This window comes from uncultured Campylobacter sp., assembly GCF_937973075.1.
GTDB lineage: Bacteria > Campylobacterota > Campylobacteria > Campylobacterales > Campylobacteraceae > Campylobacter_B.
This window is the reverse complement of record NZ_CALBWL010000017.1, coordinates 1-14077: the sequence shown is the minus strand read 5'-3', so window position 1 is coordinate 14077 and position 14077 is coordinate 1. Positions and strand designations below refer to the sequence as shown.

14 protein-coding genes are annotated in these 14077 nt (G+C 42.7%); 7 read left to right on the top strand and 7 right to left on the bottom strand.

The features are described 5' to 3' along the window. Positions 1-88: 88 nt before the first annotated feature. The 3 genes from Q0274_RS01935 (at position 89) to Q0274_RS01925 (ending at position 4663) form a co-directional block, all read left to right on the top strand. Positions 89-991 carry a hypothetical protein gene (locus tag Q0274_RS01935; protein WP_298027233.1) on the top strand — a complete coding sequence of 301 codons (903 nt, stop codon included), beginning with the start codon at positions 89-91 and terminating at the stop codon, positions 989-991. A gap of 697 nt (positions 992-1688) precedes the next feature. Next, positions 1689-2744, top strand: a complete 1056-nt coding sequence (locus Q0274_RS01930) for a hypothetical protein (protein ID WP_298027231.1) — start codon at positions 1689-1691, stop codon at positions 2742-2744. An 89-nt stretch (positions 2745-2833) separates the two neighbouring features. Next, positions 2834-4663 (top strand): hypothetical protein, encoded by a 1830-nt coding sequence (locus tag Q0274_RS01925; RefSeq protein ID WP_298027229.1) that lies wholly within the window; start codon positions 2834-2836, stop codon positions 4661-4663. On the opposite strand, the gene Q0274_RS01920 is transcribed toward Q0274_RS01925, so the two are convergent. From Q0274_RS01920 to Q0274_RS01895, 6 genes are all read right to left on the bottom strand, one after another. Next, positions 4634-5752 (bottom strand): hypothetical protein, encoded by a 1119-nt coding sequence (locus tag Q0274_RS01920; protein WP_298027227.1) that lies wholly within the window; start codon positions 5750-5752, stop codon positions 4634-4636. The two genes, Q0274_RS01925 and Q0274_RS01920, sit on opposite strands and share 30 nt — an antisense overlap. Continuing rightward, positions 5730-6635, bottom strand: coding sequence for an RAMP superfamily CRISPR-associated protein (locus Q0274_RS01915; RefSeq protein WP_298027225.1), 906 nt, complete (start codon positions 6633-6635; stop codon positions 5730-5732). The genes Q0274_RS01920 and Q0274_RS01915 overlap by 23 nt, the downstream gene beginning before the upstream one ends. Next, on the bottom strand, positions 6632-7276 hold the full coding sequence (gene csm3 / locus Q0274_RS01910) for a type III-A CRISPR-associated RAMP protein Csm3 (RefSeq protein WP_298027223.1): 645 nt from the start codon (positions 7274-7276) through the stop codon (positions 6632-6634). The genes Q0274_RS01915 and csm3 overlap by 4 nt, the downstream gene beginning before the upstream one ends. A gap of 9 nt (positions 7277-7285) precedes the next feature. Further along, a complete protein-coding gene (gene csm2 / locus Q0274_RS01905; RefSeq protein WP_298027221.1) occupies positions 7286-7696 on the bottom strand; it encodes a type III-A CRISPR-associated protein Csm2 in 411 nt (136 codons plus the stop codon). Continuing rightward, positions 7693-9201 carry a hypothetical protein gene (locus tag Q0274_RS01900; protein ID WP_298027220.1) on the bottom strand — a complete coding sequence of 503 codons (1509 nt, stop codon included), beginning with the start codon at positions 9199-9201 and terminating at the stop codon, positions 7693-7695. Before Q0274_RS01900 ends, csm2 begins: the two co-directional genes overlap by 4 nt. A gap of 143 nt (positions 9202-9344) precedes the next feature. Continuing rightward, entirely contained in the window at positions 9345-9767 is a 423-nt protein-coding gene (locus Q0274_RS01895) for an EamA family transporter (RefSeq protein ID WP_298027219.1), read from the bottom strand. A gap of 463 nt (positions 9768-10230) precedes the next feature. Between Q0274_RS01895 and Q0274_RS01890 the strand changes: the two genes are divergently transcribed. Both Q0274_RS01890 and Q0274_RS01885 read left to right on the top strand, forming a co-directional pair. Further along, positions 10231-10614: a DUF4878 domain-containing protein gene (locus tag Q0274_RS01890; RefSeq protein ID WP_298027216.1), complete on the top strand. Its 384-nt coding sequence runs from the start codon at positions 10231-10233 to the stop codon at positions 10612-10614. After that, entirely contained in the window at positions 10596-11207 is a 612-nt protein-coding gene (locus Q0274_RS01885) for a YiiX/YebB-like N1pC/P60 family cysteine hydrolase (protein ID WP_298027214.1), read from the top strand. Before Q0274_RS01890 ends, Q0274_RS01885 begins: the two co-directional genes overlap by 19 nt. Positions 11208-11508: 301 nt before the next feature. On the opposite strand, the gene nusA is transcribed toward Q0274_RS01885, so the two are convergent. Then, the gene (gene nusA, locus Q0274_RS01880; RefSeq protein ID WP_298027212.1) at positions 11509-12636 is read right to left on the bottom strand and encodes a transcription termination factor NusA; all 1128 of its coding nucleotides are present in this window, start codon (positions 12634-12636) and stop codon (positions 11509-11511) included. A 158-nt stretch (positions 12637-12794) separates the two neighbouring features. On the opposite strand from nusA, the gene Q0274_RS01875 reads away from it, so the two are divergent. Both Q0274_RS01875 and miaB read left to right on the top strand, forming a co-directional pair. Beyond that, a complete protein-coding gene (locus Q0274_RS01875) occupies positions 12795-13037 on the top strand; it encodes an HP0268 family nuclease (RefSeq protein WP_005870077.1) in 243 nt (80 codons plus the stop codon). Continuing rightward, the coding region (miaB, locus tag Q0274_RS01870; RefSeq protein ID WP_298027210.1) for a tRNA (N6-isopentenyl adenosine(37)-C2)-methylthiotransferase MiaB at positions 13034-14077 on the top strand (1044 nt) is incomplete at its 3' end. The genes Q0274_RS01875 and miaB, both read left to right, overlap by 4 nt.

Sequence of the window (14077 nt, the reverse complement as noted above, 5' to 3'; positions counted from 1 at the left end):
ATCATATTTTATTAAAGATGATAAGAGAGAATCCGCTTAAGTTTATCTTGAGCCTAGGCAAATTTTAAAAACCCAAGAGGATGACGCCGTGAGGGCTGAATTTAGCCCCGAGGAATTAAAAAAGGCGCTGATGGATCCAAATTTAACCACGCAAGAGAAGGTAAATTTGGTGGAACGGGCAAAAGAGCGTATAAAACAAAACATTGATACGAAAGCTATCATAGACGCTAGCCCTCAAAGCGATCGTGATACGAAAATCATAGGGCGTAAAAATTTAAATGCGGATATAATTCAATACGCTCAAGAGAATAAAAAAGTTGTAGCTGTAGATAATGTGGACCCTGATTTAGCAAAAAACTTAGGCTTCAAGTATCCAAACGAAACAAAGCGGACAATTTATGCCGATGAAATTACGCATACCTTAAAAAATCACGGCAACGAAGCGGCGGAAGCAAAGCGCGGGCAAATAGCGATAACGCGCGACGATATAGCAAGCTACATAGATTATGTCGAAAACCCCGACAAACAGATTTTATCTCAAACAAAGCAAGGACTAAAAACCCTCATAAGCGGGAAACAAAAAGATGGGTATTATGTAGTCGTAGAGGAAGCACAAACCAAAAACAATAGGCTTGCTTTTAAAACAATGTATAAGGTTAAGGGGGATATTAAAGAAAGCTCGTTATTCAAAGCGACGGCAGACGCCGAAAACGGCGAACGACTTGCATTTTCGGGTTATAAGCCCGACGCGCAGCGGGTCCCGTCGCTCGATAGTTCTATTATACCACAAAATCTCAAAAATACTTCAATCGGCGAGTGGCAAAGAGAAATTTCTAAAGTTAAAGACGATTGGAGCGGGCTAAAACGCCTGATGGATCAAATTCAATATTCCACGGGGCTAAAGAAAAACGAAAGAGCCAAGCTATATGTAGATATAAGCGATAAAATGAAAAAGCTAAGGCGAGCGGGGGGGGATAGCCCCGCTTTCTAGCCGCACGAAATCCTCAAAACCTATTAAAATCCTTCAAATTTAATCTAAAAATACCAAAGAGTGCGTTTTATGGGTAGATTACGCACCCGCACTTGCGCGAAAATTGCCTTAACTTTCAAAAGGAGAACGTTATGGCAATCACACCTACGGGCTTTCAAGCTCCAGCAACAAAAAGAGATAAGTTTAAATTTTACGCCAGTATCATCATTAGATATATAGCTAATCTTATTTTGCACCTGATTTTAATCCTACTAAAGGACTATTTATTGAAAATTTATCAATAAAATTTTGCTTAAGAGCCAGTGGTATCATGTCTATGTCGATTATCGTAAGCTATTTGCAAAATTTATGGCTTATACAGAATTAGATTATTGAAGATAGCGGTAGCATATTTCACAAAATAGTGTCTGCAGCACATTATGATAAAATTTCAGGTAAGCTTTCGATATCGAAAGGTGTCATACACTCAGCTTATAAATTGGCATTGCCTGATAGGCTTTGCCGATTTGTAGCGCTTAACACCTATCTATAGCTTTCGTTATCACCTCGCTTATAAAAAATACTCTACTGCGTTAGACTGGAGGTGCTACCAAATTATAACATAGCACAAGAACGCGGCGTTATTAAATTTAAAATGGAATTCCATGGGAGTTGGAATTATTGTGTCTAATCTTAAGCCGCAGGAATTTTGAATTGTATGGCTGGCGAGCTAGGACTTCGTGCATTAGGCGCAGGGGCGGACGCTTTGGGCTTTGATAATGCAGGCAAGAGCTTAAAAGATACCGCAGACGATCTGGGGCAAACCTTCTCTCAAAGTGCGGAAGCAGTAGGACAAACGGGAGGCGCAGGCACTACCCGCATAATAGGGCGAGGATTAAAAAACTTCGTAACGGGTCAAGCTGCAGCCAATCAAAAGCTAGCTAGAGGCATTAACAACGTTTTAGCAGATACCGCAGATTTTTACGGAGCGGACAGGGCTAGGGATTTCTTTCGCGAGAACTCAAATTTAGCAAGCTCGGCGATAAATAAAATTGAAAACTTCGGCGATAACGATATGAAAGGTTGGCAAGCAGCAGGAGAGATAGCAGATGCTACTGCACTAGCTCCTGCGATGCTAGGCCATAGCGCAAAGGCCGCCCGCTTAGCAAAAGCATTAGGCGCTAGCGAAAAGGTAGCTACTCGCATCGGCAACGCCGCAGGATCTGCAGCAAACGGCGCGATAATGGGAGGCTTTACCGGAGGGGCTAGAGCTTACGGGCAAGAAAAGCCCGATCTAAAGCAAGCGGGGCTTGAAAGCACTATCTGGGGTGGGGCGAATGCTATTTTAGGCGGACTTAGCCGCGCTCCTATTTTAGCTAAAGGAGTGCTAGGCAAAGCAAGCGAACAAACGCAAAAAGCAGCGCAAGGCTTGGACTACCAAAATCTAAAAGAGGGAGTCCCGACGCCCGCTGGGACGACCGCTCCGCAAACGCGGGCGGATGGCGAATTATTAAGCCCTCTATTAAGCAGCGACCAATCGGCGCGCCTCAACCGATACTCCGATACTTCTCGGACAATGGCTACGGCAGATAATGCGGGGTCGGTCACTGATAAAACTATTATACCACAAAATTTTGAAGCGGCGGCGGCTGAGGCGTCCAACTCTCAACATAAGCAACAAGTGCTCGGGGCGCAAATGAATACCGGCAAGGAGCATTTTTCGCCGACCGATAACGCTATTATACCACAAAACTCTGTCGCAGAGGGAATTTAAATAATCCTAATCTTTTCGGACTTGACGAAAACGTGATAAAGGCCATTCGCTCAGAGCTTGAGGAAGCAGCCGGGATTGCTCCAAAAAAGATGAGCGAAGCAGCAAAAGGAGCGGATAAGGCAGAGGCCGCAGCAGCACAAGCACCTAATCCGTTTTTAGATGAGATTTTAAGAGTTACAAATCCCGCTAATAATAACGCGTATTTGGATCAGATCTTAGCAATTACTAATCCTAAAGCCATACAAAAAGAGAAACGCGGCATCTACAACGTTACTTATAATAGCAAAGCAGCAACGCCTATAAAACAAGATTTAAATAGCGTAGAGGATGCGTTAAGATATGCTAAAGGGGATAAAAATAAAGGTGCCGACCATATACGAATAAGGCATTTAAAAGACAAAAATGCCGAGGGCTATGTTAGTCAAAGCGAGCTTTTAAATATGGGCGAGAATATGCGTAAGTATTTAGATAAATACAAAGAGCCTTTTATCGATCAAAATGGGTTAAAAATATACGAATGGCAGGATAAAGACGGAGTGAGGTTTAGAGCCGTCATCGCTCCCAAAAAAGGAAGTCCGACAACCCAGACTATTACCTCAACCTTAAATGGAAGCGATGAAGCCGCCAAAAAGGGATTAAACCCAAATAGCAGCCTTTACAGCAATGATGATATTATAACCTTTTACTCTGATAGAAATCTTAAAAAACCTATGGAGTTTAAAACTCCCGCACTTCGCGAAGCGGATGAAGCGATTAGGGGTGGGGACACACTCTCTAGCCTGGGCACCCCACAAGCGATGAGAAATCAAGGGCTAGACACCGCTACAGATATTATACCACAAAACGGCGAGAATATGATTAAAGGTTTTAGCTCTAGCGCAATCCCTGCTAATATCGCAAGCGCTGGAGCCGGAACAGCCACAGGTGCAGCGCTAGATGATAAAAATAGAGCAAGAGGCGCTTTTATCGGAGCGTTGGGCGGGCTTGGGTTAGTAAATGCACCCTCTATAGTTTCAAAGCTAAAAGGAGGCGCTAAGGTAGGCGAGATAGCGCAGGATATAGAAGCTGCGGCAAAAGATAAGCCTAGCATCTTAAGCAATATGCGCTCCTATCTTAAAGCCGTAGGAGCAAACTCCGCTTCAGAGCTAAAGGATTTAAGCGGCAAGGATATAGGGCTAAGCTACGCAAGGCAAATGGCAAGCGAGCATATCAATAAAGAGTTTAAAAATATCGCTTATGAAATTTTATCCGGCTCTCAAAGCTTAGCGCAGAATTTAAAAAATGGCGCTATTAATGCAGCTCGCTTTGCAAGGCGCACATTAAGCGAAACCAAAGGCGCGGATTATCTTTTGCGAAACGACGAGCTATTCAGCGCCAAAAGCGCATATAGCGCTAAAATGGAAAATCTACAATCCGCGCTTAGCGGCTTAGACGACGCAGACCGCGTAGCTATGCATGAATATATGGTGGGCGAAGGAAATGCCATTAAACCTGAGCTAAAGCCACTAGCAGACGCACTAAGACGTCAGATTGACGATATGAGTGCTAAACTAGTGGATCTAGGCGTTTTAGATAAGGCTAGCAGAGACGCGCTAGCGGGGCAATATCTTGCTCGCTCCTATGAGAAGCATCTAAAAGATCGCATCAACTCGGTGTTTTCAAGCGGTAAAAAGGTAGATGAAATTCACAGCAGAGGCTTTGCGTTTAAAGAGTTCAAAGATAGGGAGGCGATGGATAAGTTTCTATCTAAAAACCCGCAGATTGCAAAGTCTATGGATCAGGCTTACAATAAAGGTGGCGTGCGCATAGTAGAAAAGCCTAATGGTAAAATTGAGCTTTGGAGGGATTACACTAAAGATGAGCGTTCGGCTATGGGGGAGAAAAAAAGATTAGCTCTTTATCTCATTTACCTCACATAGCAGCCAGCCAAACGGCACGCACCCTGCTTCTATTTGGTCTTTAACCTTTGCAAGCCATGTCGTAGTTTCGGCTTCTTTTATGATAGGATTTTTACCGACGCCTTGCTTTATGCTAATTTCTCTTTCGCCCTCTATCGTTACGGCGCGTGCGCCGCTATGTCTGCCAACGCGAAGTAAGAATTGATTTGGCGCCAAATTGCTTCTACCAAAATCCTTGTAGCTTTTATAAAATTTTTCACTCAAGCATTCGAGCACTCCGTCGTCATTAAATAAAGAGCGAAATATCGGCTCATAGTGATCGTTGCAAGCTTTGATTAGGCGATTAATATCTAGGGGTTCTTCCGTGGAATTTTGCTTAATGCTTAAAGGAATTTCGCATGTCACGTTTGAGACTATAGCTTCTAAGCGGGTACTTAGCGAATCATTGTATTTTATATCATCATTTTTAAGCTCTCGTTTGACGTTTGCGGTGGAATAAATTTTACTTGCCAAACCACCGCTATCGCTAATGAGTAGATTTTTAAATGGATTTCCGTCGCTCGGACTTAGTAAAAGATCGCGCACATCATGGTACTTTACTCCTTTTTTTACTAATAGCTCTTGGTATGCTGTAGAAATCGCTCCTTTTAAACTACTGCCGGTTAGGATCGCCGAATCCCTTTTTTGATTTTTATTCGATACGCATTTATAAATTTCAAGTTGATTTATTACGTTATTTTTGCCACTTTCTTTTTGAACTACCTTGCCAATTTTATCGTAATATTCTTGCGCGGCATTCGGGCTTACTTTTACGATTTTATAGGCTACTTGTCTTCCTTGTTTTTTATGCGCGAATATAAAATTTTGCATTTTAATAAGCCCATTTTCATCGGACGCTTCCACTAGATCACGGAATTTTTCCTTATCCGTTTCGGATAGAATTTCATATAGAGCCATTGTGTCAAATTCATAAAGTGCATCTATCTCTTTTCCGCTAGGTTGTAGAATTTTTTCTATTACATATCCGGTCGGTTCATAAATCTCGCCGCTTCCAATATGCACGGGGCTTAGAATTTTGATTTTTAATTTATAGTGTTTTACAAAGCTCATTTCCGCTCCATTTCGTAGGTATTAAAATAGCGTATCCTTGTTGCACGCTTTTTTTGTGGGTTGAAACACCGCGAATGCTTTTACCGATAAATTGTATATTGCTTTCATCTTCTAGCGCTATTAGGGCTGATGTTTGTGCCATTAATACGGGTTTTTTAGTCACATCTGACGATGAAGCCAGATCTCCACCATGCTTTCCGAACCTAGTAAATGGCTCGTAAAAGCACTTCTTGATAGCCAAATCGGATCCTTGTAAAACAAAAGGGCTGAGCACCATAAAGATTTTACTTGCAGGCGTATTTAAATTTTCAAATTTATCGATCTTAAATCGCCCTTTGCCAATACTTGCCTTTTTTCCGTAGCCGCATTCTCCTATATCATGCATGACGGCTTTTAATTCCTCTTGGCTAAAAGCATTTTCATCGATTAAAAAATATATATCAAGTGGCGGCAATGCAGTCTCGATTAGTGCAAACGGAGCGAATTCATCGGCATCGGTAGTAAAAGTAGCGTAGTTAATAGAATTCTTTATTGTGGCGTTTTGTTTGATTTTTGACTCTATTTCATCGTCTGCTAGGGCGTTTTGAAATTTGCCTTCGGCAAAATCGTCCGCTTTGAGCCAAATCTTTTTTCTTATAGCTTTCTTATCGATATTTTTTCCAAAAACGCTAAGCGGCAAGCAAGGCTTTGGCAAAAAACCCGATAAAAATCCATCGGAAGCGATCAAAAACGGCTCTTTATCATAATTTTCAAGAAGGCTTTCCAATCTTGCTTCGCCGTATCTATATCTTATTGCCCAACAAATTTGCCCCCATAAGGTATCGCCTTTTAGCGAGGTTGCAAAAGACGACGTGGGCGTAATCGTGGTTTTAAGGAGCTTCATTTTTCGACCCATTCGTCTTTGTTGCTAAATTCCACTCTTCCGTATCCGCGAGAACCGCTACCACCCAAATAATCATTTTCCAATAAATTTAAACCGCGCTTGATAAGCTTTTTAAAATCATCGATATCATCGCCTTCTAATACTTTGATTTTAAAATCGTAGCAAAATTTAATTCCTTCAGGTACTCGCTCGCTTTGACGCGGATGTTCGGCGGTACCTTTTTGTCGGTCGATTATGTTTTCATATTTTGCTTCGCTTAAAATTTTATCTTCACTCTCGGGGCTTATTCGGCAGTCGCTAAAACTAATTCTAGTGATGCCAAATTTATTTTCTTTGACATCGCTGTCCCCAAATAACTTTAATAGAATTTCTGCGGATTTTCTATCTTTGGCTCTTTCTATATTTTTATAAGAAAATGGCGCACCTTTTTTATCTTGATCTAGTCCTACCAACCCCAAGTCCCATTCGAGCAGGCTTCTAATTTTACCTTTGAGTGAGCTAGCTGGTATATAGGGTCTGCCGGAATTGGCATCTTTTATAATTTGATTATCTATGCCGCCGATTTTCATAACGTCATCGCCACCGCCTATGTGAAGCCCACTTAAAAGCCTAATATCGCCTTTTAAAGAGTAAATTTTCATCTTTTTTCCTTATTTTTTACTAAATCCTAAAACTGCTTCAAAAAACAGTTTAAACACCTCGAGCTTTTCTACGCTATCTACCTGCGAAACACAGTCTTTTATAAATTCTACAAAGTTTTTACTTACATTCTTTCTGCTTGAAGCATAGGCTACTTTGGAATTTAGCATCTTCACAAATGGCAAAATTTCGGCGGAATTTTTAGTTTTTGCTTTTTCGCATAAATCCAGCACGTAGCCGTAAAATCTTCTGATTTGCGATTGACTAGTTCTAATACTATTCGCCGTTTTCTTCGCGGTTTCATTAAAAAGTTCGCCGTCTTTGATATAATCTAGCGTGATCTTTTCGTATAAAATTCCAGACTTATCAGCTTTGGAATCGTCGTAGCTTTTGCGTTGTTGACCGTTATGGGCGTAGTTCATCTTGCTCTCCTTTTATAAATGAATTCACATAGTGCCATTTTTACCTGTTCGGGACTTTTTTCTAGTACATTTTGCAGCTTTTGTATTAGCCATTGCGAGTCTTTGGATAAATTTCTTACTATTAAATAATTCAGCTTCGAAGCCCAGATATTGGATCTTGCGTCATTAGCTTTAGCGCTTTTTGCCATATCGCAAAGCTCTAGCAGATGATATAAAAATGCTGTATTTAGCTCCTCTATGCTTTCAAGCGTATTTGTTATGAGCGCATACATCGTTTTATACTCGCTCCATCTAGCCGTTTGTCCAAATAGAGTAATAGCGTCCTTTTTTATCCCTTTTTCATCTTTAAATTCCTTGGCAAGCTCAAGTTGGTTTTCGCTCAGTTCGGCTAGGTATTTAATAGGCGCGGAAGGTTTTGCAATACAAATCCCCATACTTAGGCTAAGTGTTTTGTCGCTAATAAATTTCTTAAATTCATCATCTATAAATCTAGCAATATCTAGCACCGTATCCCAAGCTCCCACCAATAGTAAATCATCTCCGCCTGAAAATACTATATATGTATGTGGAAAATTTTGTTTTATTAAGCGCGGAATGTGAATGCTAAAAAAGCTATCAAGCCCCTTTGAAAACATATCAAAGCTATCAAAACTATTAGTAACATTACTATTTTTGATGAAATCTCCCATTCCATCGACATCGGCTTTCAGCACCGCTATAGCTTTTAATCCCAAAGGCCCATCCTCGTGCATTTTATTGCATGCAAGTTGCGCCAGTTCGTTAAAGCTTGCCGTTTGCCCATCTTTTTTAAATACATAAGATTTCATACGCTCATCTAGTTCTAGCTCGCAATTAAAGCCTTCTAAATCGATTCCTAGCTCGTCGAGAGAAATTTTTGAAGTTTTTGTATCTGCAAGCTTGGCCCCAAGCCTCTCAAAGCCGCTTTCTATTGCTATTATATCGGCATAATTTAGTACGATTGCGCTTTGATTTAAAAGATCGAATTTATTAAGTTTTTCTAGCTCGAAAGCATCGCTTACTCGCTCTCTAAACGCCCTGTAACTATCCTTATCACTAAAATCGCTTTTTTTACAATCAAGCGCCACTAAACTCATACCTGCAATAGCGCTAAATTTATCGATAAAAAATTTATCTACGTTGTGTTTGATGTCGTTAAATGTATCTTGGGTGAAATTTTGCTTCGGTATTAGAATTTCAAATTTTCCCGCGCTTATGCTTAGAATCTTACTTTCGCTTATTTTCAATTTAAAGCATATAAATTTAGCGATTGCTTTGGTGAAGAGCTGAACGTAAGTGGATTTGGCGCGCAGAATTTTAGCCGCATTTTTAGTATTGATATTTTCAAAAATAAATTTTTGAATACCGTAGAAATCTCCGGCTATCAGATACATTTCATCATTTAAGATATCGTCTATATCGGTAATCCGAAAGCTTTGCTCAAGTTCTTTAAATTCGCTATTAAAGAAATCGCTAAAATTGCTCAAAGATACTCCTTTTTAAAACAAATTTTTATAATTTTAATGCTTTTATAATTAAGCAACCATTAAAAAATAAATCTGGAATTAAATTTTATTTTTTGGTTTTGCCTTGTTGCATAAACCAAAAAATATTACAAATAAAAATTTTGTTATTTAAACGCCAGTATTATCACGCCTGCGCCGATGAGTGCTAGCGCAAGCCATTCGCGAAGGCTCGGGCGCTCGCCTAAAAAGATCACAGCTATGATTACAACGAGTACTACACTTATCTTATCGATCGGTGCTACTTGATAGGCTTTGCCGATTTGCAGGGCTTTGAAATACGCTAGCCACGATGCGCCCGACGCCAGCCCGCTTAGTATCAAAAACACCCAGTTGCGAGAGCTCAGACTAGATAACGGTTGCCAGGCTTTAGCGTAGCTTAGGAACACGGCGAGGCAAAAGGCGATGATGATCGTGCGGATAAAAGTTGCGAAGTGGGAGTTGATCCCTTCAAGCCCAATTTTTGCAAATATCGCAGTCAGTGCCGCAAAGAGCGCTGATGCAAGTGCCCAAACCGCCCAAGTTTCCATGATCTTCCTTTAGAAAAATTACTAGATTATAGCTCTATTCGGATAAAATTTTCTTATAATTTCGCGCACAGTGCCAAAAAACAAAATCGCAAGCGAGCAATCCTACGAAGGCGGCATTGAAATTTTAAAATTTTAGTCGCAAAATACAGTTAAATTTTAGTTCCGACAAGCAAAGCTCGCCTTGCGCGCTACCGAATGAGTTTGGGCGCCGTTTGAGTGGTGTGTCGCAAGACACGGTTCGCAGAAACTGCCATAAAATTTCGCTTTGGCAAGATAAAATTTTACCAAGGCAAGACGAGCTTTCCTTCGAATGCAAAATTCTATTTTAATTCAGCAAAAGCACGACCAAATACGCCTTCGCAAATCTAAACGCGATATAAATTCCATCCGAGCAGAAAGGTTAAATTTTAAAAAATATTCACCGCTCGTATATAAAATTTCAAAATTTCTACGAGGAGAGCTTATGAAAAAATTTCTACTCGCGCTCATTGCGATATTCGTTTTAGCGGGCTGCGGCAGCGACCCGAAAGGCGTAGCCGAGGACTTCATCAGAGCCCTATATGAGGGCGATTCTAAGACTTTGGTGGATACTATAGACATACCCGATAAGGACAGATCGGACGACGGCTCTATGCAGATGATAAACGGCAAATTGATGCAGATGGCAGGTGCCGGCAAGGAGGAGGCCTCTAAGCGCGACGGGCTAAAAGGCGTCTCGGGCGAGCTGCAAAATAGCGACGAGAAATCGGCGCTCGTGAAAGTCGTCGTGTCTTTTAAAAACGGCACAAAGCGCACCGAGAGCGTTAAACTCGTCAAAAAAGACGGCAAATGGAAGGTTGCGCTTTAGCCAAAAAGCTTCTAGTTTGTCTGATCTTCGCTCTAGGCGGGCTCGGCGAGCTTTGGACGCTCACGCGCGCGCCTGTCGCCAAAGAGCCGCTGTGGGTGCCGGATGAAATTTTATCAAATCTACGCACGGGCGATCTCGTCTTTCGCATGGGCGACGTCACCGACAGCCGCATAATCGCAACCGCAACGAATTTTAAATACTCGCACGTAGGCATGATCGTGCGCGAGCGCCCGCTTTTGGTGGTGCACGCCGTAACGGACGAGGGCGAGCGAGACGGCGTCGCGGCTGTTTCGATGCGGGAGTTTTTGGCGCATGCACGAGACTTCGGCGCGGTGCGGATGAAATTTTTAAACAAGGAGCAAAAGGCGCGCCTAGCCGCCTCTTTACTTAAGCGCGTCGGCGAGGGTTTTACGCTAAGACCTCGCGGCGAAACGAACCTCTACTGTACGACGCTGCTTGAGCAGGAAATTTCAAAAATCACGGAATTCTCGCCGCAGTATTTTAAGCTAAGCTTGGCCGTCCTAGGTGGTGAATACCTCGCGCCGAAGGCATTTTGGCACTACGGCGGCGTCGAAATTTTATATGAGCGGTAGGCGTAACCCGGTCTGGATCAAAATTTTGTGCGCTGTGTAAATTTAAATATCGCATCAATTCAAATCCGCGCATGAATAAAATTTGATCTTAGAATTCTGCGCCGTAAAATTTTGGTCAAAATTTGTTTTGACGCTAAATTTTAAAATTCCGAAACGGCGTAAAATTCTATGTAATATAGAATTTCGTGGAGTACTAAATTACAAAATTCCACTAATTACTAAATTTGCAAAATTTGGTTGGCGTGGAATTTTATAGAGCGCGTAACTTACAAAATTTTAAAAAGCCAAGTACGCTTCGCCTCTACAGCTCGCCGAAAAGCGCTTCGAGATTTTTAAGACCTTCTTCCTTGGATACCTTTTTCTCACTCGCCGAGCCGGTTTCGATAAGCTCGATCTCGCAGCCGCACAGCATCGAGGCGAGGCGGATATTTAGACCGTTTTTGCCGATCGCTTTGCTTTTTTGATCGGGGTTTACGTAGACGATCGCCTTGCCGTCCTGCGTTATTTTGACCGAGTTTACGATCGCGGGCGCCATCGCGCGAGTGATCAAAATTTCGGGGCTTGCGGAGTATTCAAACGCGTCGATACTCTCTCCGCCGCTTCCGTCTTGCAAATTTTTGCTTAAAAATCTACTCACCGCGTCGATGCGAGCGCCTCCTTTGCCGACGGTAGCGCCTACCGGATCGACGTTTGGCAAGACGGCGCTAAGCGCGATCTTAGCGCGCCTACCCGGAATCCTAGCGCAGGCTTGGATGATGACGCTGCCGTCTTTGATCTCTGGGACTTCGGCGGCGAGTAGGGCTTCTAGGAATTTCGGACTGGTGCGTGAAAGCTCCAGCCTGATACCGTGAGATTTGTCGATGGCTACGTTTTTGATGACGGCTTGCAGCACGTCGCCCACTTTGAAATTTTCACCCTTGATGCGGTTTTTTTGCGGCATGAAAGCCTTCGTATCCTCGATCTCTACGTAGGTCGTGCCGTCGTGATCGATCTTGGTGACCGTGCCGTGGGTGAGGGTGCCTACCTTGCTTTTATAGTTTTCAAAAATTTTCTCTTCAAGCAGCCTTTGGATGTGGAAATTTAGCTCTCTAGCCAGCACGCCGGAAGCCGTGCGGCCGAGGTTTTCGATATTTATTTCGTAGCTTAGCTCATCACCGATCTCTGCGTTTTCGCCTATTTTTTTGGCCTCGCTAAGCGCGATGAAGTTGTGATCGCCGAGTCGCTCATCATCGTCTGCTACGACGTGGACTTTTTGGTAAAGCTTGACGCGCTTGGTCTGCGGATCGACTTCGCTGTCGTAGAGATACTCCTCGCCGAAAAGTCTTTTTGCGGTCTGGATGAACGCCGTTTTGACGCGCTCTTTGACATCTGCGGGCTCAAGCCCCTTTTCATTTGCAATCGACTCGATGATATCGGTGATTTTTTCCATAAATTTTCCTTAAGATTTGATTTTGTGCTACTAAATTTGGATTTTAAATTTTGAAGTGCAGTATTATATGGAATTTTGACTTTATTTTTATTTAAACGAATTATTATCTAAATTTCGCTAAACTCGCGGGTTTAAAAAGATAAATGAAAGGATAGATCATGCAGCTAAAACTTGCCAGAACGGAGCTTGCTTCTAAGCCAAAAAGCGTTAAGATCGAGGATTTGCAAGCCCAAGTAGAAAAGAGCGGACAAAAAATATTTTATCTGGATAGAGAAAATTCTCAAAAAGATTTAGCCGCTTTGGTGGATTTTTTCGATACTAAGGGTTTTAGTGTGTATCAGCGCATAGTGCGATACGGGCTAAACGAAAACGAGTATATGTACGAGGTGCATATCCTTTGAGTAAACTCCTCTTCATCCAGACCCTAGGTTGCGCGATGAACGTGCGCGATAGCGAGCATATTATTGCGCAGCTAAAAGAGCAAGATTACGAGATTACCGACGACGTAAATATTGCGGATCTGATCTTAATAAACACATGCTCCGTGCGCGAAAAGCCCGTGCATAAGCTCTTCAGCGAGATCGGAGCATTCGATAAAGCTAGAAAAAAGGGCTCCAAAATCGGCGTTTGCGGCTGCACCGCAAGTCATCTGGGCGGAGAGATTTTTAAGCGCGCGCCATTTGTAGATTTCGTACTCGGTGCCAGAAACATATCTAAAATTTCGCAAGCCGTACGTACGCCTAAATTTATTAGCACTGACATAAACTACGACGAGAGCGAGTTTGCCTTCGGAGATTTTGCGAGCTCGCCATATAAATCCTTCATAAACATAATGATTGGCTGCGACAAAAAGTGCTCCTACTGCATCGTGCCGCAGACTAGAGGCGATGAAATTTCGATCCCCGCTCAAATCATCTTGCGCGAAGCCGAAAGATCCGCAGCTCGCGGTGCCAAAGAGATATTTTTGCTCGGCCAAAACGTCAATAACTACGGCAAGCGCTTTTCTAACGCGCACGAAAAAATCGACTTCAGCGACCTGCTCGTGCGGCTTAGCGAGATAGAGGGCATCGAGCGCATCCGCTTTACCAGCCCGCATCCGCTGCATATGGACGATAAATTTTTGGACGTTTTTTGTAATAATCCTAAAATTTGCAAATCGATGCACATGCCGCTGCAAAGCGGCTCTAGCAAGGTTTTGCGCGATATGAAGCGCGGATATACCAAGCAGTGGTATCTAGACCGTGCGCTTAAGCTGCGCCAAAGCTGCCCGGGCGTGGCGATCAGCACCGACATCATCGTGGGCTATCCGAGCGAGAGCGAGGAGGATTTTGCCGAGACGATGGAAGTGTTAGAAGCGGTGAGATTCGAGCAGGTTTTTTCCTTTAAATTTAGCCCGCGGCCGCTCACGCCGGCAGCAAATTTAAAGCCACTGGATGATAAA